This is a genomic window from Paenibacillus apiarius (assembly GCF_017052585.1).
In the GTDB taxonomy this organism is placed as follows: domain Bacteria; phylum Bacillota; class Bacilli; order Paenibacillales; family Paenibacillaceae; genus Paenibacillus_B; species Paenibacillus_B apiarius.
In genome coordinates, this window is the sequence record NZ_JAFFHZ010000001.1 from 4,408,792 (window position 1) to 4,428,846 (window position 20,055).

The window sequence follows — 20,055 nt, forward strand, 5'->3', positions numbered from 1 at the left end:
GATGAATCGAAAAAAATGGGTACGCAAGTTGCTGATGGTTACGTTGACGTTGAGCATGATTTTTCCGCTGCTCGCTGCGTGCAGCAACAAAAATGAGGTGGAGCCCGGTCAAGAGCGCGTCCTGCGCATAGGCGTTGAATACGGAGGTTACGGCGGTGACGATACGTACTTCCGCCAGCAATATACCGACGTATATGAATATGCGAACAAAGGCGTTCGCATTGAGATTGTTCCAGCCATAGATGCAAGCGAACAGCGCTATGACAATTCTACGGATGGTTCCAGAAAAGAGCCTGACCGTGTCGAAGCTTACAAGAAGATGATGACATCAGCCAATCCAGTCGACATCGTCGTAACGGATGCCAACCAGTTCCGCAAGCTTGTGCAGGACGGCATGCTGAAGCAGCTGGACCCGCTCATTCAACAAGACAAGGTCGATACAAGCGATTATGTTCCGACTGTCATAGACGGCATCAAGGCGATGGGCAACAACAACCTGTACGGTTTGGCGCCGACCTTTTATTCCCAGGCGCTGTTCTATAACAAGACCATGTTCCAAGAAGCAGGCGTCAATCCGCCGACTGACAACATGACATGGGAAGATATGTTCAACTTGGCGCGGCGCGTGTCCAAAGGGGAAGGCGCGGATCGGCAATATGGATTTTCATTTAACCGCTACAGAGGCACCGAACCGTTCTGGGAGATTATCCATACCTATATTCCACCGCTGAACCTGCAGCTAATCGATGAAAAAGGCGAGAAGATGACGGTTAATTCGCCGAAGTGGGAAACGGTATTTTCCACGTTTTCCAAATTAGTGAACGAGAAAGTCATTCCGGGTGATAATGAGGACATGGACATGGCTGGAAGCGGAGAAGAATATAATCCGTTCAGCCACGACAACTTCTTATCTGGACACGTAGCGATGGTCATTGGAGAGTATTCCTATATCAATTCCGACCTGGCAGATGCGATGAAAAATGCGGAAAAAATCAAAGGCTTCAAAAAATTCGATTGGGATGTCGTGACGGTGCCTTCTCATCCGGAAGCGCCCGGAGTGGCCGGAGGCGTCTCGTTGAGCAACATTTTCTCCATTAACCAACAAGCGTCCAATCCGGATGACGCTTGGGACTTCATTAAATTTGTAAACAGCGAAGATTGGGCAAAGATTCGTTCCCGGAGCAGCTGGGAGATGGTTTCCCGCAAGAAATTCATTACGGCGAAGGATGGCTCGAACTTCAACATTGCAGCCTTCTATTCGGTCAAACCAGTTCCACCGACAAGTGCGGATCTAAGCGAAGTGTTCAACAAGATGCCGAATGCATGGCAGGTGCAGGAGCCTGGACAGACCTTGTTCAAGGACGTAGTTAGCGGCAAAAAAACATCTGCCGATGCGGTAAAAGAATGGGAGACCAAAGGAAATCAAATATTGCAGCAGCTTAAAAAGAACCCGAACGGAACGGGTGACCCCGTTCAAGGCAACGTATACGGTAATTAATGACGCCGCTGCAAGCAAGCAGATCTAAGGAAAGAATCGGCAGGGATCGCGATTAGCGGGCTTGCCGATTCTTTTTTGTGGTTGTTGGGAATAGTAGAAATGACATTGGCGAATCAGGATGGAGGAGCATTAGGTGCACTGGGTGTATTGGGGCAAGCTGTACGATACGAAATTTCAAGCACGCTGCTTGCTCGAGCGGTTAGAGCATGATGCATGGATATATGGGTATGATACGCTTCAAGAGATTGAAGTATTTCGTTCCCGCAAAGGCAAGTATGGCGTTCGCTTCGTTCCCTGAATTTGGAATGGTGAATTCGCAAGTTTTTTTTCGTTTTCCCTTGACTGTTCATATATTAATGTTGTATAGTAATACTTGTCGCTGCTGAAACAACACTTTAAACAATGTCGCGGGGTGGAGCAGTCCGGTAGCTCGTCGGGCTCATAACCCGAAGGTCGTAGGTTCAAATCCTGCCCCCGCAACCAACTTATAACTTTTATAAACAATGGCGTACGGGCCCTTAGCTCAGTTGGTCAGAGCGGTCGGCTCATAACCGATTGGTCGTGGGTTCGAGTCCCTCAGGGCCCACCAGAACCCGTTGTTTTCAAAGATTCATAGCTTAATACGCCGGGGTGGCGGAATTGGCAGACGCACAGGACTTAAAATCCTGCGGTAGGTGACTACCGTACCGGTTCGATCCCGGTCCTCGGCATATGGATACCTCTGAAATTGAAGAGAGTGTTTTAAATTAAAGTGTATAAGAAGTCCTTGCGTGGAGAAGCCCACGAAAGGGCTTTTTTGTTGTCGTTAACGAATGTTTAATTTTTTGTAAAGCAATAAAGCAGATGGACTATTTTAAATTTTATTGTAAAATGATGGGTGATTGATGTATATTAAGGAGGATTTTCTTTTGATGGGACAAACTGCTATACGTTGTCTTAGATCAGAAATCGAAGAGCAATTGAAGTTACATGGGTACACGCTGGCTAAATTAGGACATTTGACGGGAATTCGCTCCGGGCATTTGAGTCAGATTTTGAACGGAAAACCCCCGCGTTCAATCACAATAGGTCACCTTGACGCAATGGCTGCTGCTTTCGGTCATGCCCCGGGCTGGCTATACCCGGAAGAATGTTGTTCAGAACATAAGTTATCGCGTCCGCGGCTGGTTCCGTATTTGGTTCGATGTGCAGAAGTGAGGCAATGTGACTGCATAGATTTCGCTGCTTCAAGATTGTTGGACATTCCCAAAAATATAGGAATTTTCTTTTCTGTGGCAGAACGGCTTTTTGAAGCCGGGAAGCAAAAAGAATCCGTTATATTTTATCGTCTTGTGATCGATAACGAAAGAGACAGTTTTCACGATCGCTTCATTATGAGCCAGTATCGTTTGTTCCGGGCATTGATAGGAATGGTTACAGAGGATATCCAGGAAGCGGTGATTCGTTTTGAAGCTTATTACAATCGGTTACCCGAAGATATTCAATTAGATGCTTTAGTACAAATGATAAACGTCTATTATGCATTGGAGGATTGGGGAAAAGTTGAAAGATATGCAGATGAATTACATAAATTGACGACCACAATATATCAAGCTCAGAATAGAAGGCGCAATGTTCTAAAATATGACGAACCATTACGGATGGAACGTGATTTTGTGGAATATTATGAACAAGGATTCATCATGAAAGGAATTGCCTTAATTAAGCAAGAGAAGTTTGAAATGGCGAAAAAGCATGTGAAGGAGTACTCCGCATTTAGCTGGTTTTCTTTTCTCGAAGATGCAAAAAAGAAAGAGACTGAAAAGTTTCTCGTTTGGAATAGAAGGAATATGTTTATGCTCAACTTAATGATTGGGAACGCCACCATCCTTCCCGAATTTACGGAATTGATTGAAAAACATCCTAATGATATTCTTCCCATGTTAATTCACATCCTGGATTCAGCTAATAAGTTCGACTTTGCTGTTGATGACATATTAGAGCGTTTCTCCCACAGTCCCCCTCCTGAAAGCAGTATTCACATGCAGATTGACACAAAGCAGATGTTTCATTTTTGGTATCAAAAATCAAAATACAGTTTTAGAAAAGGAGAGGAGCCAAAAGCAGTCGAAGAATTGTTATATGCCCTCTCCTTAGCGCAAACGATGAAATATTATTCGGGTTTTGAAAGATGCGTATCCTTATTTTGGTTACATGTAGATTCCGCAACTCATCAACAAAAAAGGAAATATCAAGAGCTATTGGAAGGAGGATATGAAAAGAAGGAAAATGGCCCCTTGTGCGTAGCGTCAAAAAAATAAAATAAGCTTCAGCCAATTCCCCCCTGCAAGTCAAAGATCCACCATATTCTTTAATATTCAAAATTTGGGTTTCGATGCTACGATATAGATGTTGAAAGGAGGGCAATCTTCTTTCAAAAAAATGATTGAAAAGGAGAAATGACAATGGTTGAAAAATGAGGAAGTCGCTTATTCTGTTCATGTCTTTTACACTGCTATTTATTTCTCTGGGAATCAATGTTTCTGTTGCAGACGCTCAACCCAAAGAACACCTCTTTGTAAGTGAAGGGTTTCGTGAGGTAGAGGCCGTTCTGTCAGCAATCGAAAACATTCCCGATACTGTCGTGGCCCAAGGGGAAGAAAAAACGGTTGAATGGCTAACGCAATACACGGGGATGAATGTAATTATCCAAGAAGGCAATATTAAATTTTCTCCTGAATTCCTTCCATCATTCAGCATTCCAGGCTGTATAGGCGCCATTGGATTGGCGATAATTCCATCGGACTTCCCTTCACAAAAATTCTTAAAGTAAAAAAAGCTCTTGATGCTCTTGGCGGTACGGCGAAATTTGTAAAAGCATTTTATGAGAGTTATAAACTTTGCAAGTCCTACGGCTATTCGACAACGACGGCAGTACAAAAAGCGATTAGGTCAATAGGAGGAAGCTTAAAATCTGATTTAAAGGATGCTTTGTTTGACTTCTTCAATATTAGTACAATGATAGGAAATTGCACGTAAAGTATAATTTAGGAACTGTGATGTAATGCCCAGCTACCGTGATTCAATTTTGCAGCTTTGATTCAAACAGTGGTTAATCATGTCGCAGTTCCTTATTTAATGAATGCGGAGTTGAAAGTTGATGATAAAAAAAATTTGGGATATAACTCGCTTTACAGTCATTATCATATGTCTTTTTCTGAGTTGGTTTTCTAATAATGACACCTTCAAATTGACAGTAATTTTGACCGGATGTTCTATTATTGCTATTTTTCGAATTGTGCTCTACGTATTAGAAAAAAGAGAGAAGAAAGAGCCACCCGCCTAGAAAGCTTAACGAAGCATCACATTGGTGGTCTGTCATGGTTGTTCCACATAATGGATTTAGCTTTTATCGGATGCAACGGTTGACGATGCGGAAAGAAAGATGATATATTGATTGTTGCTAATATATGCATTTACGCCGGGGTGGCGGAATTGGCAGACGCACAGGACTTAAAATCCTGCGGTAGGTGACTACCGTACCAGTTCGATCCCGGTTCTCGGCACTATTAGTCGATAATGAGACTCCTTCAACGGTCTGTTTCCGAACAGCGCATGAAGGAGTCTTTGACTTATTATATTATACAGTCAAGGAGAGGAAGATTACCGTGAGTGTGCTGGTACATAACGATTGGGCGAATCTGCTTCATGATGAGGTAAGAAAGCCTTATTTCAAGCAGTTGTGGGGATGGTTGAAGCAGGAATATGAGCAGAATGTCGTGTATCCTCCATTTGAACACATTTTTTCTGCGCTGCAATATACGTCTTATGAGGACACGAAGGTAGTCATTGTCGGACAAGACCCTTATCATGGGCCAGGGCAAGCCCACGGCCTGAGCTTCTCTGTCCAGCCCGGCGTTAAGATCCCGCCTTCGCTGCAAAATATGTTGAAGGAGAGCGCAGCCGACGTTGGGACGACGATGCCTGATCACGGCTATTTAGCCCCATGGGCCAAGCAAGGGGTCATGATGTTGAACACGGCGCTGACTGTCTACCAAGGCCAGGCGGCTTCCCACCGCGGCAAAGGCTGGGAAATGTTCACTGACCGCGTCATTCAGCTCCTGAATGAACGTGAACGCCCGGTAGTCTTCGTGTTGTGGGGTTCACACGCACAGGCGAAGCTCAGTATGATCGATGCGAGGCGGCATGGTATCGTGAAAGGGCCGCATCCGAGCCCGCTCTCTGCGCACCGCGGTTTTTTCGGCAGCAAACCCTTTTCAAAAGTAAATGCGTACTTGCGGCAGTTCGGCGAAACTGAAATTGAGTGGCAGCTTCCTCCGCTCGAATCAATACGTCAGCAATCATTTTAATTTTTCCTAAAAACTGCTTCCGCGCAGCCCTGTTTCCATCGATTTCAACTTATTTGGAAACAGGGCCTTTTTATTGAATCGTAGAATCGTTTGCCAAAATAGGGATTGACTCAGAATCAAATTATTGATATATTATTAATTGCCAACGACATGTTCTGATAGCTCAGTCGGGAGAGCACCATCTTGACAGGGTGGGGGTCGGCGGTTCGAGCCCGTCTCAGAACACCATACTACAACTATTAGAACCCTTGAATCATAAGATTCAGGGTTTTTTGCATACGAGTATTTTGAAGGATTACAGAGCTGTCTGTATGATGACTATAACCCCACTGCAAGCCCATTCTTCTAGAATTCACCAATTGTTCATACATATGTATTTATGTATCATCTGACAGCTGCCGTATACGTGCTGCTCGGATGAGATGAACCTGGCGACGAACGGAGGGAGAAAGATGGGCGGCATATTATTTGTGTGGCTGATCGGACTGTTCGGCATGACGATTCTCGTCATCTGGGCGCTTGTTCATATGGTCAGCAAGGACAGCATCCGGTACGACGAGCAGTTTGTGTGGAAAAGCAAGCAGAACGCTGAAGCTAGGCAAGAAGAAAAGTGATGTTTAATTTTTCTTGAAAACGGTGACAATGGCATTGTAGTCTTCCAATGAGTGGTTGAAGCGGAGGTTGGTCAGATGAAACCGTGGCATTCCATCATTTATATGGTTGCAGTGGCCACTGTCGTTGTCGTGGTTGCAGGCTGCGTTGCGCTTGCGCATGGTGCGCCCCGATATGAATCCCCGGACTTGCCTGAACCCGTTCTTCCTAGTATACAGACCGAGGTATATGGAAATCCGGTGCCGTCTGAAGTGTATGCGCCTTAAAACCCGCTATAATGGGCAAGGCCTTGTTCTGTTTGTTGACGTAAGAACGTCTGCGGGAACAAGGCCTTTTTTCAATTTTTGCTATGACGCGCTACCTGTGTGCTCATTCTCTTCATCGGCATCAAGAAAGGTCTGTTCATTTTCCCATTTGCGTGAATATGCTTTTCTGGTGACATAAAGCAACAAGAAGACCATTCCGATCACCATAATGACGACCGCGACAATGGTAGCTATAACCGGATCCACGGATTATCCCTCCCTGGTTGATACTAAAGCGCTATAATAGCTGTATATGAATAACTATACATGAAAACGATTTTTCTGTATAATATACTTTTATTTAAATCACACTTTTTATGTTGTTGAGTAACGTATTTTGATATGGTTAAGGATGGTGTGCGACATGGCAGCGGAAGTGATTGAAGTTAAGACGGACGAGCAATTGCAGCAATGTTTGAATATCCGCACTGAAGTATTCGTTGAAGAGCAGCAGGTTCCGATGGAAGATGAAATTGATGACTTAGATACACTTGACGCGCAGGCGAATCATATCCTGCTTCAGGTTAAGGGCGAGATTGCCGCCACCGGCCGGATTAAATGGTTGGATGAAACGACCGCCAAAATGCAGCGGATTGCCGTGCGCAAGCATTATCGAGGGCATGGCATCGGGCGTTCACTCATGCTTGCTCTGGAGCAGTTGGCTCGGTCAATGGGCGCGACATCCAGTATTCTAGACGGGCAGTGCCAAGCGGAAGGGTTCTATCAATCGCTCGGCTATCGCACCATTTCGGAAGAGCCGTTCTATGACGCAGGTATTTTGCACGTCCGCATGGAGAAAAAACTGTAATTTGTAAGCGCGGTATGAAAGGCCAATAGGTGAACAGTCTTCTGATAGATGCCATAAAAGGAGTATCTTCCGGGAAGAGTAACATATAGTTCTGTTTTTTGCGTAATACGCCTAGACGCGAAGCAGAACCTGTAATTTACCCTTCAGGAGGTTATGTCATGGAATCACGTGAAACATTTGTTGCCGTGCAGAAAAATGGGGATGGGGACCTGACTGCGTTCAAGACCGATTCAGGCAGAGTCATGGCTTACGATGAAGCGTTGCAAGCCGTTCACTCGGGTCAAATTGCCGGAGTTAACGTCTTCAAAGGCAAAGATGGCGGGATGTATATTCGCGGTGATGCGGATGGCGACCCCACGAATAACTTAGACAACTTGCCTATGTTCTAAATTTCAAAAAACACCGGCGAGGATGCTGCCGTTATGCGGCAGATCCCGCCGGTGTTTTGTTCCTGTTAGTCCATAATGGTAATAATCTGATGCTGATCGACAAAAGGCATCGGTCCCGTACGGCCCTCATACTGCGAACGCTCATCGCCGTAATGCATTAAATAAATTTTGTCTTGTATCCATTCCGGCAGCGTCAACAGCTCCGCGAGTGTAGTATGAACTTCTCCTTTGCCGGTCAATTGGCAGTCATGAAAAATAAGATTGATTCCTTGCTGCCGGACTAACGCATGCAGCAGGTCAGGTTGAAATCGCATATCTGCGCTATAGAAGAAGGAGCCGTTGACCAGTAGCGAAAAGCTTCGCTTTCCCGCAATATGCGGAGTTTCGATAAGCTGTATCTCCAGGCCAGCTGCTAAAGAATAAGTATGGTTCGGCTCGAGCGCATGCACGTCAAACACATCCTCCAGACATGAGATGCCTTCCTGAGTTAACCCGCCTTGCAGCGTATTGTTCCATAACGGCTCAACCAACGGAGAAGCAAGATACAATTTTGGTTTGCGCCCGTAAATGAACTTCATCTGAAATGCGTATTCTTCCAAGCCTCCCACATGATCGGCATGAATATGAGTAATGAGCGCACCGTCGATATCGCCGAAGGATTTGCCTAGCTTATGCAGCGCCATGGGTGCAGTAATACCGCAATCGATGAGCAGAGTGTTCTGTTCCGTGTAAAGGAGCGCGTTATTGTTAAAGTAGTGTTTGGCAAATGCGCTGCCGGTTCCAATCATTTGTATCTGAAGCTTCATCTCCATCCTCCTACCATGGCATCGGTTAAATCTGACTTTACTGTATCACGCTGTCGGGCACATATACAAGCAAAGCCCTTACAGCCCTCATATAATATGGCGTGAAACGTTAAGCCGGCTGTGGCGATACGTGCGAAACGATCAAACGCAGGGAGAAGGATTGGCGAAAGGAAGGCTAGCACATTGAATGGTCTTCCAGCATGATGATATTCTGGAAGATGAACGAGGATATCTAACATTTCCTGTTAAGCGCAGCCTTCGCCATCTCTCTTTCGTTTCACATGCCGCCGTCTGGCGAATGCGCTTGAGAGGGAGAGGTGTGTAACGATGGTGGTTGATGTTGCGTGGAAAGGCAATGAATTTACGAATTCAAGTGATCGGAAAGGACAAGCTCCCGTTATCATCGTCAATCATATATCAGCAGGAAGCATGTCTCGTTTGGATTCATGGTTCACGAGCCCGGACAATAAAGTTTCGTCGGCTCACTTTGGCGTATCGAAGCAAGGAATCATTCATCAATATGTAAAGATCGAACGCATGGCCTGGGCGCAAGGTATTACCGCAGATCGTATCGCTGCAGCGCCTGCAGCCATCGTGCGCAGCAAAGGAATCAATCCTAATCTGTATGCCGTATCGATCGAGCATGAAGGTCTGGACGGGGAATTAACGGAACAGCAATTTGCTGCTAGCGTCGCCCTGCATCGCTATATTCAGGCCTATGTTAAAGAGCATTGGGGGCATAAGATTCCATTTGATCGCGAGCATGTGCTCGGTCATTTTCAAATCGACCCTGTCCGCAAAGCGGGCTGCCCGGGGCCTAAATTTCCGTGGAAACGTTTATATGCCGCGTTGTCGCTGCCGGAAAAGGGACAAGGGGGAACGGATGGCATGGAAGAGCGATTGAGGCAGCTGCAAAGATCGGTTGCAGACCTGGAGAGCAGGCTGGCCGGCCTCGAATCGCAGCATCAATTGCAGGAGGTTCCCGCATGGGCCAAAGCGAGTGTGGACAAGGCGTTCTCCCAAGGCTTAGTAAACACGCCGACACCGTCTTCGCTGGATTTTTACCGGATGTTGAACGTATTGGATCGCAAAGGATTATTATAGCGCGTGATTAAAAGAGGCTTTTTGAATAACCTCATATAGTGCTAGCGCAACTCTCCTGCAAATTTTGAGTATAACTTAACAACTAAGCAGTTGGAGGTTATGCGATGAAATGCAGGAGAATTGCCGCATTTGTTCTTCTCGGAAGCATCTTGGGCGGAGCTTACGCAGCGGCGCAGCCGGACCCGTCATCTGGCTCTCTGCCAGCCGCGGCAACGGCTGAGAAGATTGAGGTCATATTGAATGATGCCGCCGTCCAAGAAGGAGGGGTCATGTTCGAGGGACGAGCGTATTTATCCGTACGTCAGCTCTCTGAAGCCCTGCTGGCATTCGTTACTTGGGATGAAGCCAACAAGAAAGTCGTCATCGAGAAACCGAATGTCGACTTGATGTTGTTCAAAGATAACACCACATTCGGCAAGGTGGAGACAGGAAAGACTTCCTTTACAGTTCTTGCTCAAGTGGACAGCCTTAAAACGACTGTTGACAAGATAAAACTGACGATTACCGATCCAAAGGGGAATGCGACGCAAATTCAAGAAGAAGCAGTCAAGACGAACGAGGATAATTTCTGGTTCAAATCTCCGGAATTCAAATACGATTTCAAGACCAAAGGGGATTACACCATCTCGTGTTATTTGAGACAGAAAAATGGTGATTTTACGTTAATGTCTCAAAAGACCGTAACGGCGATTTAATTCGGCTCTCTTCGTCGCTATATACATAGGCAGCGGCCCCTTCATTGACCTTGTCCGCATAAAGTGGTAATATACGGTGGTATGACCACTACCTGAATACAAAGGAGATTCACGCATGAGCGAACATAATCATGACTGCGGATGTGGACACGACCACGATCATGACCACGAACACCAAGAAATGGTCGTTACTTTGGTAGATGACGAAGGCAACGAAATCGATATGGCTCTCGTCGAAACGTTCAATGTAGGTGAGCAACTGTACGCGTTGTTGCTTGAACGCAACAATCCGGAAGCAGATGGCATCATTGTGCGCGTGGACGAAGAAGATGAAGATATGGTGCTTAATCCGATTGAAGATGATGAAGAATGGGAGCGCGTGCAGCAAGCATACGAAGAGCTTGTCGCTGCGCAACCGGAATAAGACTCGTCTCTTAAGGGATTTAACCGTCAGAACCATGCCGCTCCGAGGACACTCCTCGGAGCTTATTCATGTTTCCTTCATGCCGTCTATACGGCAGCTCCAATATATAATTCCATGCTAATGAGGATTATTTTCTAGGATTATAGTACATAGTGCGGCCGTTGAACAGCTTGAGCTTGGCTTTCCATGTCTTCGCTAAATATTTGCACAGCTCATTGCCTTTTCCTTTGTCTCCATGTGTGGCATCATCAGGCAGCACGACCTGCACATAATGACGCGGTGCATCTTCCTGGGTTGTCCCTACGCCAAATACGATATGCCGATACATTGGGGATGTTCCTTTCAGATAGAACCACAGATGTTCCTGACCGGGCTTCGTTTCAATCGTGTAGGGAAATGCGGCATCGGCATAATCCCAACTTAACTGCTCGCCGGTTAGACTCGTTTGATGACGATAATGGATCAACTGCTCCTTCAGCTCATCCAAAGTAGCGGACGGCACGGCCGAGCCGTCGACAAACGTAATCGTTGCGCTTTGACTCATCTCTTCCACCTCCCATGCGCCATCGGATCACATTTATCATATCATCGCCTATAATCCATGGCAATATTTACATGATTTTGTGTGTGTGACGGATTGTAGGAAGCGGATATCTCATGATATAGTAATGAAATCAGCCCATTAAATGGTTGCCGTGTTTGGAAAAGGATAATCTAAGGAGGGGATGCGATGTTTGACCAATTGTACGAAGAAACGGAACAAGCAAACGTGAGCTTTGTCGGATGGGCGACAGAAGAAGGCCGGTTTGATTTTGCGCTCATTTATTCGAATCACTTTATCGGTAAAACACTGGTCGTTTGCATGCAGACAGGACGTTCAACTTTATTGTGCGCCGATGATTTGCGACCCGAGCTTCTGAAAGACAAGTTTCAATTGGGACATCTTGAAGCTGCTGCCGAAGCGTCTCAACTGCTTCGCAACCGCATACCTTCCCTGAAAGCGCAGGATCAATATTGAAAGCAATAGAAATAATGGAATCCAGGTAAAAATGAAAGGCTGCTCCTTCATCCGGGGCAGCCTTTCGTTCTATTCATATATCGCTTTTTCTTCTTTGATGACCTTCACGAATTCGATATAGCGGTCTTCAGGGCCTTTCACAGGCAGACCGATGTCGACGTGATCGCGGATATAATCGATGTTCTCCTGCGAAATGACTTCACCTGGAAGAAGAATGGGAATTCCCGGCGGATAGACGTAGATGAATTCCGCAATAATTCTTCCCGCCGATTGTTTGAACGGCACAATTTCCGTATCCCCGTAGAATGCATCGCGGGGGATGAGGGACAACTGTGGAATTTCCGGAATTTTTACGACGAGATCCTTCACTTCATTTCGTTCAAAATGAAGTTCCGACAATTCACGCAAGGCCTTCAGCAATATCGACACGGTATCTTCCGTATCTCCCGGTGTAACCAAGCACAGGATGTTGTACATATCGCTTAGTTCAACCTCAATATTGTAATGATCGCGCAGCCAATTTTCCGTCTCGTAGCCCGTAATTCCCAAATGACGCACATGGATGGTCAGCTTGGTCGGATCGTAGCTGTAAGTCGCTTCTCCGCCGAGGATGTCTTCCCCGAAGCAGTACAGTCCCGGCATCTCGTTGATTTGTCCGCGGGCGTATTCGGCGAGCGCAATCGCGCGTTCAGCCATGTCATGCCCATGCAGCGCCATGTTGCGGCGGGACGTGTCAAGGGATGCAAGCAAAATATACGATGTCGATGTCGTTGTCAGCATGCTGAAAATCGTCTGTACCCGCTGGGGATTGACCAGACCGTTTTTAACATTGACATTGAGCACCGAGCTTTGAGTCATGGAACCGCCCAGCTTATGAACGCTCGTCGCAGCCATATCCGCTCCGGCTTCCATGGCGGACATCGGCAATTTTTCATGGAAATGAATGAGCACGCCGTGAGCTTCATCCACAAGGACCGGAATCTCATGTGAGTGGGCAAGATCAACAATTTCTTTTAAATTAGCGCAGATACCGAAATAGGTCGGGTTAATGACAAGCACCGCTTTTGTATCCGGATGCTTCTCCAGCGCACGGCGCACCGAGCGGGTCGTAATGCCGTGATCGATGCCGAGATTGGCATCGCGGGCCGGAGAGACGAACACCGGCTTTGCTCCGGCGAAAATGATGGCTGACATAATCGACTTATGGATATTGCGCGGGACGATAATTTTGTCTCCCGGGGAGCAGACCGACATAATCATCGTCATGATCGCTCCGCTCGTGCCCTGAACGCTAAAATAGGTATAGTCCGCATCGAAGGCATCGGCCGCTAAGGCTTGCGCTTCGGCGATGACGCTCGATGGCTGATGTAAATCATCCAGCGGCGCAATGTTAATCAAGTCTATGGAAAGCGCTTGATCACCAATAAAATTCCGAAATTCCTCATCGGTGCCAACGCCTTTTTTATGGCCTGGAATGTGAAATTGCACCGGATTTTTTGAGGCATGTTCCGTCAGTGCGGTAAATAGAGGCGTCCGATGATGGTTCATCGCCGTATCACAACCTTTCATGCTGGGAATAAGCTTAGATGCGCATGTTGCGTCTCAAGCAAACAAGGTTAAGTGTAACAAAAACGCCTCGGAATGCAAGCAGTTTTTCCAACGACATTTATAGAGGGTTCTTGCAACCTTCTCGATGCTGAAAAGTCGCCTTTTTGAATACGCTCTTTATAGTTGCTTTTTGGACCATACGTTCGAATTTTATTCATTTCCGATTCATTATCATCTGTGATAGGATGTACATAAATGGAGGGAAGTGTGATGAAAAAGCAAATGACCGTCGTCATGCTCATGCTGATGATGGTATTTATCGGGTTCGGCATTGTCATTCCGGTTCTTCCGCTAATGATTACGGATGCCGGTGCCAATGAATTTCACTTGGGGCTAATGCTGTCGCTTTATTCGCTTATCTCATTCATCGTGTCGCCAATATGGGGGGCATGGTCTGAAAAGGTGGGCCGCCGTCCGATTATCCTTATCGGCACGCTTGGCTTCAGTATAAGCTATTTATTGTTCGGTTTGGCGGATGGTCAGCTATGGCTTATGTATGTGTCACGCGTACTCGGCGGATTGTTCTCCGGAGCCGTTACCGCAGTTATCGTAGCCTATGTGGCGGATATTACGACGAACGAGCAGCGAACGAAAGGAATGGCGCTCGTTGGCATGTCGATCGGTCTGGGCTTTACGTTCGGTCCGGCTTTTGGCGGGATATTAAGCGCCTATGGGCATAATACGCCATTTTTCGCCGCTTCCGCATTGACTTTAATCACATGCATACTCGGATTTGGCCGATTGAAGGAGTCGCTGCCGCCAGAGAAGCGGACAAGCCGTCATGAGGCATCCCCGTCACGCTGGACCGCATTTACGGGACTCATGAAATATTTATATGTGCTCTCGTTTTTCGTTACGTTTACGCTTGCTGGACTGGAATCGACGTTATTGTACTTTCAAGCGCAGCGGATTCCCGGCATTACAGCCACGCAGATCGGGTTCATGTTCTTCTTCTGCGGTCTGGCCGGCGCTCTTGTTCAAGGCGGAATCGTCAGACGGTACATAAAGAAAGGCGGGGAGAAAAAGGCCATTGCTGCCGGCCTGACTGTGTCGGCGCTTGGATTCTTCCTGCTGCTGCTGTCCTCCAATATCGTAGATGCAACGATATATCTGTGCGTCTTCGGAATTGGCAACGCCCTTATCCGTCCTTGCGTCACCTCTTTAATAACGCAGAAGACGACCGTCAGTCACGGTATTGCTTCAGGGCTGAACTCCTCGATGGACAGCTTCGGACGTATTGCCGGCCCGATATTGGCGGTAGCGGCATTCAACTGGATTCCCAGCATGCCGTACATAATCGGCGGTGCACTGTGCTTCGCCGCCATCGGATTGCTCGTCCGCTTTTCAACACTGGATCGTACCCAATCGATGGCCAATACTTCCGTATGAATGAGGCGCGAGTCTTATGATAAACGGTGATTCGTCCGCTGCAAGAGCGGCGAATCACCGTTTTGTTTTTTTTATGTATTTGGTTGCGCCCGGCTGCGCTTACGCTTCGACGGCCAGCTTGTACAACGGCATCAGCGTTTCCATCGTTTCTCTCGCCAGGCTCATGAACGCTGCTCCGTTGGCCAGGATCGGATCATTTGCGGCAATATGGCGGCCGATCAGCCACTCCGCTGCTTTTACATCCCGGAAGCGGTTCAATTTGGCTTCCAGCTCATCCGCGCCCAAATCTCCGAATCGCACCGCATTCTTTTTCATATGGTCCATAGAAACGGCATAATCCTTCGGCACGATCGCTCTGACGCGGTCCATTTCGCTCAGCATGGCTTGCGCAATATTTTGCTTGTTTGAGACCTCATATATGAAGGCGAGCCATACAAAAACATGATCATCGAACAGTCCGACCTGGAAATGCGGCAACGATTTGTAGCCGCGCTTGTTCGGCCCAATGGCCAGCCAAGAGTCCTTCGGCGGGTTGACGGTGCGGCGCGCGTGCTTTGCGATATGCAGGAACATTTCTTGACCGCTCAATACGGCGGCATCGCCGACCAGCTGTTCGCCAATGGCGCGGAATTTAGGTTGAATACGATCGCGTATCGCTTCCATGCGAGCGTCCAAGCCATCAATCGTAAATGTTGCGAAATCAGAGGGAGTAAATCCGGCAAAACTCATAAAGTTCTTCCTTTCTTCGTCTAAAGTCGTCATCAGCCGTACATAAGTAGAACAAGCTTATTGTAACATATATAAATGATAATGTTTATCAGTTTATAACAATGACAAGCTGGCAGCGGCTCTCAAGCTGGAATTAACTCTCTGTATAGTGATAAAGCTTTTTAGTATTGCGTTTGTGTGAAAACTACAATAAAATAATTTGTCGCATTTTGTTGCGCGAGACTTTTTTTCTATCCGCTGACTGCTTGGAAAAAAGCGGCTTGGACATACAGCATGAGGTGAGCATGATGAAAATATTGGTTGTGGACGACGAACAGAGCATTTCGAATCTGATACGGTTAAACCTTGAAATTGAGGGGTATGACGTTGTTGTGGCGGCGAACGGGGAGGAAGCGCAGCAGCATTGGGATGAACGCCCGGATATGATTATTTTGGATGTGATGCTGCCGGATACCGATGGATATCAATTGTTGCGCGCATTCAGGCAGCAGGACCCTGACATTCCGATTATAATGCTGACCGCCAAAGGGCAAGTGAACGACAAATTATTGGGCCTCCAGCTCGGTGCGGACGATTATTTGACCAAACCGTTCCATAGCACGGAATTGCTGCTGCGCATCAAGGCGATTCAGAGGCGGTTGGCGAAACATCAGTCTCAACCCGCAATGCTCCGAGTCGATGAGTTTACGATATATCCCCACGAACGGAAGGTATATCTCCAGAGCCGCGAAATTTCGTTGACATACCGTGAATTTGATTTGCTGGTGTTGCTGCTGCAGCATAAGCAACGAATTTTTACGCGGGACGAGCTGCTTGCAAAAGTCTGGAAGTTTGATGATTCAGGAAATACACGTGCTGTCGATATCATGATCCAGCGTTTGCGCAAAAAATTGGGGAGCTGCGGGGATAAAATCAAAACAGTCTATGGCGTAGGCTACAAAATCGATGTATAAGGAGCGCGTATGACAGTAAAGAAAAGTTTAAACATCGCGATTCTGGCTATGTTCGTTCCGGTGATGGCGCTGTTGTACGTCATTATGATCGTTGGCTTGCAAAACAATATGTACCAGCATGCAATCGATTCCTTGCAGAAATTAAGCGTAGAAGCCCAAATTTATACCATTAATTACGTCGAACGCGAGCAAAAAGATGCGAAGTCGGCTTTGCAAAACGGAGCGCCTTTACTCGCATCCTATTTGTCGAAGCGGATGGGAGTTCGTGTGCAGGTGATTAACGGCCAGCATGAAATCGCAGCCGATACGAATCGCTTGGAACTGCCTCACCTGAACGAGGATATTGCTTATGCGTTATCGGGCGATAAGGCGTATGTTTTGGAAAAAGCGGCCGCTGCTCCGCTGCTGTTATTTTCAAGTCCTGTATATGTGGACGGGCAAGTGATTGGCGTCGTCCGATTTATTCAGCTATTGGAAGGGGAAGGAGCGATAATCAAGCGGATGAACTGGTCGTTTCTGCTTGCATGCGCCTTCTTATTCGTTGCTGTCGCTTTATTCGTCAACCGTTATGCGACTTCATTGAGCAGGCCGATTGAGAAACTGCGGGATATGGCGCAGCAATTGGCGGATGGACGGTATCAAAGCAAGATAGAACTCCGGGATTATAAAGAAATTATGCAGCTTGCCCAATCGTTTAATATTATGGCAGACGCGATTGAACTTCATATCCAACGGTTGAACGATGAAAAAGTAAAGCAAAAAGACTTCTTGGATCGCGTTACCCATGAACTGAAAACCCCGCTCACCGCCATTATGGGATATGCGAACTTAATTCCGCGCTTGCAGCGCCGCAGCGACGTCACTGACAGCCTCAGGCATATCTCAGTCGAGAGCGAGCGGTTGCTCGCGCTTGTCGAAGAGCTGCTGAGCTCTTCCAAATACGGAAACAGCCAATTTACCGTTTCCCCCACGATTTGCGAGATTCAAAATATTGTCCGTGAAGCGGTGCGGATTGTACAGCCGCGGCTGGATAAATACTCTATTTCATGGCGGGATGAATTAGGTACGGCAAAAGTATCAGCCGATCCAGACAAAACAAAGCAAATCTTTCTCAATTTATTGGATAACGCGATAAAATACAGCGATGCGACCATGATTGCCTGTAAGCTTGAGGTTACGGAGAGCCATGTAACGGTAGAAATGAAGGATGATGGTATCGGCATGAGTCCTGAATTGCTCAGCAGTTTTAGGCAGCTTCCGCAAGGAGCCGCTCTTCCTTCGAGTTACGGGAACGGTTTCGGTTTGCTCATTTGCAGGGATTTGATGAAGCAGCAAGGGGGAGAGATGAGCATTGCCGCGGATGATGAAGGAACGGCGATACGGCTTCAGTTTCGCAGGCCAGCCTGGATGTTAAACATTACAAGTCCGTAAAGACGAAATAATACAATTACGAAACAATTGGGATGTAATTATGAAATATTCGTTGTTTATCGTTAAGGAGTACAAGAAAAATGAAAAAAGTTACGTTGGCAATCTTTCTTTGTTTGGTCTCGCTGCTGCTTGTGTTTGGGATAGGCCGCTCTCTGACGGAACGATTGTACGGCAAAGTAATCGTTATTGAGGACCGGAACGAGGTGCTCAAAAAAGTAAGCGATTCCCTTCCCGTAGAAGTGACGATTCATCATCGCCAATGGGGTGCCATTCAGGTCACTGATGAAGTTCGGCTTCATTCGATCATCTCGTATGCGGATCTCGTAAAGAAAGAGAACGACCCTGTAATGATGAAACAAGAATCGCGTTCCTTGTTTTCCGGGACCATCCGGTATTTAAACGGAGCCGAGCAGGTGTTTGCGCTAGGCGACACCCTATCCGTCGATCGCTTCAATTATGGAAGCGAACGGGTCAAACCCCTTCTTTCCGCATTTCGCACGCACTTGGTAAGTTTGTTTTACCAAGCTGACTATTTTGCCGATTTTATCGAAAATGCGCAGAGCGTGGTTGCGAAGAGCAACGGCAGCGCAACAGAGCTGCACGAAAATGAAAAGGGTTTATTGGCGCGCAAAGTGCGGCAATCGTCCGAAATAAGGGGCGCCTCGGATATTAAACGGCTTCTGATGCTGAAGCGGCAGCCCCTCGGTTATATCACCGTGTATAAAAACGGAAAAAAAACGAAGAACGACCGCGATTCTCTCGTCCATCTTATTGTGTTCGGTGACAGCTACATCGTGCAATATATGGGAGACGACAACGGCAACTCCATCTATATGAAGGGCAGTCTAACTGAACTGTTACAAACCAAGGCAAAGGCAGAGAGCGAATGAAACGAATTTTCTTTTTCTTGTGGATAGGGATATGCGGGCTTATGCTTGTCAGTTGTTCCAAAGATCAACATACCGATCCGTTCCAAACCGGCGAATTTCCCGATTTGAAAGGACGCCATCTGGTCGCCTATGTTGCGGCGCGCGAGGAAGTCGGCAATGCGTTGCTCTCTTCTTTCTGCGAAACGAGAGGCTGCACGTATGAATATATCCGTCTGTCAACGGAGGAAATATTGCGGCGCGTCACCGCAGAGAACGGCAAGCCGCAGGCGGATTTGGTGCTTGGCGGTACGGTTGACGCGCACATCCAGATGAAGCAGCAGCAGTTGTCTTCACCTGCGCGCAGCCGCAACGCCGCTTTCATTTCCGAGCATGTGAAAGATGCAGACGGGTACTGGTACGGTTACGAGGCCGAACAGTTAGCGATTGCCGTTAATGAAGAGCGCTGGCGCGAGGAGCTGAAGCCGTCAGGTATTCCGCTCCCGCAGACATGGGAAGATTTGCTGGATCCCGCGTATCAAGGCGGCATCGTGATGTCCGATCCGAAGTATTCAGGGACGGCGTATACATTTTTGCTATCGCTGTTTGAAAGATGGGGTGACGACAGGGCGGCCGGTTATTTGCGGCGTCTTAACCAAAATATCGGCGCCTTAACCGTAAACGGCTACATGCCTGCCCAGTACGTGAGTGTCGGGGAATATACGATCGGCATTAATTTTTTGGGCGATCAGCGCAAGCTGCGTGAAGCTGGGTTTCCAATCGCGAGCATCGTGCCAGAGGATACGGGAATATCCGTCAATGCCGTTTCCAAGCTGAAACACGCTCCCCACGGGAACATTGCGGATACGTTTATTGATTATTGCCTCTCGCCCGAAGCTGCGGCCGACGTTCTGGAACGCATGTCATACGGGATTCCGACGGTGCGGCAGGACAAGATGGAGCGCCTTGATACGGCGGTCATCCATCGAGAGGAATCAACGGAGCGGCATGATCGGATCATTGAAATATGGGACAAGCTCTGCTCGACAACACCAAGAAAAGGAAGATAAC

23 protein-coding genes and 5 tRNA genes are annotated in these 20,055 nt (G+C 47.3%); 23 read left to right on the top strand and 5 right to left on the bottom strand.

Features of this window, described 5'->3' with window-relative positions:
• Position 1: 1 nt before the first annotated feature.
• The 12 genes from JSQ80_RS19705 to JSQ80_RS19760 all read left to right on the top strand — a co-directional run bounded on the left by JSQ80_RS19705 (position 2) and on the right by JSQ80_RS19760 (position 6,725).
• Positions 2-1,498 (top strand): ABC transporter substrate-binding protein, encoded by a 1,497-nt coding sequence (locus JSQ80_RS19705; RefSeq protein ID WP_206096413.1) that lies wholly within the window; start codon positions 2-4, stop codon positions 1,496-1,498.
• A gap of 133 nt (positions 1,499-1,631) precedes the next feature.
• Positions 1,632-1,796: a hypothetical protein gene (locus JSQ80_RS19710; protein ID WP_019420607.1), complete on the top strand. Its 165-nt coding sequence runs from the start codon at positions 1,632-1,634 to the stop codon at positions 1,794-1,796.
• 108 nt (positions 1,797-1,904) lie between these two features.
• Positions 1,905-1,981, top strand: a tRNA-Met gene (locus tag JSQ80_RS19715).
• 29 nt (positions 1,982-2,010) lie between these two features.
• A tRNA-Ile gene (locus JSQ80_RS19720) sits at positions 2,011-2,087 on the top strand.
• Positions 2,088-2,122: 35 nt separating this feature from the next.
• A tRNA-Leu gene (locus JSQ80_RS19725) sits at positions 2,123-2,208 on the top strand.
• Between the two features lie 198 nt (positions 2,209-2,406).
• Positions 2,407-3,798, top strand: a complete 1,392-nt coding sequence (locus JSQ80_RS19730; RefSeq protein WP_206096414.1) for a helix-turn-helix domain-containing protein — start codon at positions 2,407-2,409, stop codon at positions 3,796-3,798.
• A gap of 179 nt (positions 3,799-3,977) precedes the next feature.
• Positions 3,978-4,310 (top strand): hypothetical protein, encoded by a 333-nt coding sequence (locus JSQ80_RS19735; RefSeq protein WP_206096415.1) that lies wholly within the window; start codon positions 3,978-3,980, stop codon positions 4,308-4,310.
• A 647-nt stretch (positions 4,311-4,957) separates the two neighbouring features.
• Positions 4,958-5,043 (top strand) — tRNA-Leu (locus JSQ80_RS19740).
• Between the two features lie 102 nt (positions 5,044-5,145).
• Complete coding sequence (locus JSQ80_RS19745) at positions 5,146-5,847, top strand: uracil-DNA glycosylase (RefSeq protein ID WP_206096416.1); 702 nt, start codon at positions 5,146-5,148, stop codon at positions 5,845-5,847.
• 152 nt (positions 5,848-5,999) lie between these two features.
• Positions 6,000-6,075: transfer RNA gene (locus tag JSQ80_RS19750), tRNA-Val, on the top strand.
• A gap of 224 nt (positions 6,076-6,299) precedes the next feature.
• Entirely contained in the window at positions 6,300-6,461 is a 162-nt protein-coding gene (locus JSQ80_RS19755) for a hypothetical protein (protein ID WP_176392747.1), read from the top strand.
• Between the two features lie 75 nt (positions 6,462-6,536).
• Complete coding sequence (locus tag JSQ80_RS19760; RefSeq protein WP_206096417.1) at positions 6,537-6,725, top strand: hypothetical protein; 189 nt, start codon at positions 6,537-6,539, stop codon at positions 6,723-6,725.
• Between the two features lie 81 nt (positions 6,726-6,806).
• Here JSQ80_RS19760 and JSQ80_RS19765 read toward each other — a convergent pair whose 3' ends face one another.
• Positions 6,807-6,971: a hypothetical protein gene (locus JSQ80_RS19765; RefSeq protein WP_206096418.1), complete on the bottom strand. Its 165-nt coding sequence runs from the start codon at positions 6,969-6,971 to the stop codon at positions 6,807-6,809.
• Between the two features lie 157 nt (positions 6,972-7,128).
• On the opposite strand from JSQ80_RS19765, the gene JSQ80_RS19770 reads away from it, so the two are divergent.
• Together JSQ80_RS19770 and JSQ80_RS19775 are read left to right on the top strand one after the other, a co-directional pair.
• Entirely contained in the window at positions 7,129-7,572 is a 444-nt protein-coding gene (locus JSQ80_RS19770; protein ID WP_206096419.1) for a GNAT family N-acetyltransferase, read from the top strand.
• A 158-nt stretch (positions 7,573-7,730) separates the two neighbouring features.
• Complete coding sequence (locus tag JSQ80_RS19775; protein WP_087432669.1) at positions 7,731-7,961, top strand: DUF3892 domain-containing protein; 231 nt, start codon at positions 7,731-7,733, stop codon at positions 7,959-7,961.
• Positions 7,962-8,026: 65 nt separating this feature from the next.
• On the opposite strand, the gene JSQ80_RS19780 is transcribed toward JSQ80_RS19775, so the two are convergent.
• Positions 8,027-8,767, bottom strand: coding sequence for an MBL fold metallo-hydrolase (locus JSQ80_RS19780; protein ID WP_206096420.1), 741 nt, complete (start codon positions 8,765-8,767; stop codon positions 8,027-8,029).
• 327 nt (positions 8,768-9,094) lie between these two features.
• On the opposite strand from JSQ80_RS19780, the gene JSQ80_RS19785 reads away from it, so the two are divergent.
• From JSQ80_RS19785 to JSQ80_RS19795, 3 genes are all read left to right on the top strand, one after another.
• Complete coding sequence (locus JSQ80_RS19785; RefSeq protein ID WP_087432671.1) at positions 9,095-9,871, top strand: N-acetylmuramoyl-L-alanine amidase; 777 nt, start codon at positions 9,095-9,097, stop codon at positions 9,869-9,871.
• A gap of 104 nt (positions 9,872-9,975) precedes the next feature.
• Positions 9,976-10,566, top strand: coding sequence for a stalk domain-containing protein (locus JSQ80_RS19790; protein WP_087432672.1), 591 nt, complete (start codon positions 9,976-9,978; stop codon positions 10,564-10,566).
• 115 nt (positions 10,567-10,681) lie between these two features.
• Positions 10,682-10,990, top strand: a complete 309-nt coding sequence (locus JSQ80_RS19795) for a DUF1292 domain-containing protein (protein ID WP_019419190.1) — start codon at positions 10,682-10,684, stop codon at positions 10,988-10,990.
• Positions 10,991-11,117: 127 nt separating this feature from the next.
• Here the strand turns inward: JSQ80_RS19795 and JSQ80_RS19800 are convergent, their stop codons facing one another.
• Entirely contained in the window at positions 11,118-11,534 is a 417-nt protein-coding gene (locus JSQ80_RS19800) for a DUF1885 family protein (protein WP_087432673.1), read from the bottom strand.
• Positions 11,535-11,720: 186 nt separating this feature from the next.
• Here JSQ80_RS19800 and JSQ80_RS19805 point away from each other — a divergent pair, with 186 nt between their 5' ends.
• Entirely contained in the window at positions 11,721-12,008 is a 288-nt protein-coding gene (locus JSQ80_RS19805; protein WP_087432674.1) for a DUF3055 domain-containing protein, read from the top strand.
• Positions 12,009-12,077: 69 nt separating this feature from the next.
• Here the strand turns inward: JSQ80_RS19805 and JSQ80_RS19810 are convergent, their stop codons facing one another.
• The gene (locus JSQ80_RS19810) at positions 12,078-13,556 is read right to left on the bottom strand and encodes an aminotransferase class I/II-fold pyridoxal phosphate-dependent enzyme (RefSeq protein WP_206096421.1); all 1,479 of its coding nucleotides are present in this window, start codon (positions 13,554-13,556) and stop codon (positions 12,078-12,080) included.
• Positions 13,557-13,826: 270 nt separating this feature from the next.
• On the opposite strand from JSQ80_RS19810, the gene JSQ80_RS19815 reads away from it, so the two are divergent.
• Positions 13,827-15,005, top strand: coding sequence for an MFS transporter (locus JSQ80_RS19815; protein ID WP_087432676.1), 1,179 nt, complete (start codon positions 13,827-13,829; stop codon positions 15,003-15,005).
• Positions 15,006-15,104: 99 nt separating this feature from the next.
• On the opposite strand, the gene JSQ80_RS19820 is transcribed toward JSQ80_RS19815, so the two are convergent.
• Complete coding sequence (locus JSQ80_RS19820) at positions 15,105-15,734, bottom strand: YktB family protein (protein ID WP_206096422.1); 630 nt, start codon at positions 15,732-15,734, stop codon at positions 15,105-15,107.
• A 287-nt stretch (positions 15,735-16,021) separates the two neighbouring features.
• On the opposite strand from JSQ80_RS19820, the gene JSQ80_RS19825 reads away from it, so the two are divergent.
• The 4 genes from JSQ80_RS19825 to JSQ80_RS19840 all read left to right on the top strand — a co-directional run bounded on the left by JSQ80_RS19825 (position 16,022) and on the right by JSQ80_RS19840 (position 20,054).
• Positions 16,022-16,687, top strand: a complete 666-nt coding sequence (locus tag JSQ80_RS19825; RefSeq protein ID WP_206097665.1) for a response regulator transcription factor — start codon at positions 16,022-16,024, stop codon at positions 16,685-16,687.
• 9 nt (positions 16,688-16,696) lie between these two features.
• Positions 16,697-18,118 carry a sensor histidine kinase gene (locus JSQ80_RS19830; protein ID WP_206096423.1) on the top strand — a complete coding sequence of 474 codons (1,422 nt, stop codon included), beginning with the start codon at positions 16,697-16,699 and terminating at the stop codon, positions 18,116-18,118.
• Positions 18,119-18,198: 80 nt separating this feature from the next.
• A complete protein-coding gene (locus JSQ80_RS19835; RefSeq protein ID WP_206096424.1) occupies positions 18,199-19,008 on the top strand; it encodes a DUF3919 family protein in 810 nt (269 codons plus the stop codon).
• Positions 19,005-20,054 carry an ABC transporter substrate-binding protein gene (locus tag JSQ80_RS19840; protein ID WP_206096425.1) on the top strand — a complete coding sequence of 350 codons (1,050 nt, stop codon included), beginning with the start codon at positions 19,005-19,007 and terminating at the stop codon, positions 20,052-20,054. The genes JSQ80_RS19835 and JSQ80_RS19840 overlap by 4 nt, the downstream gene beginning before the upstream one ends.
• Position 20,055: the final 1 nt, after the last annotated feature.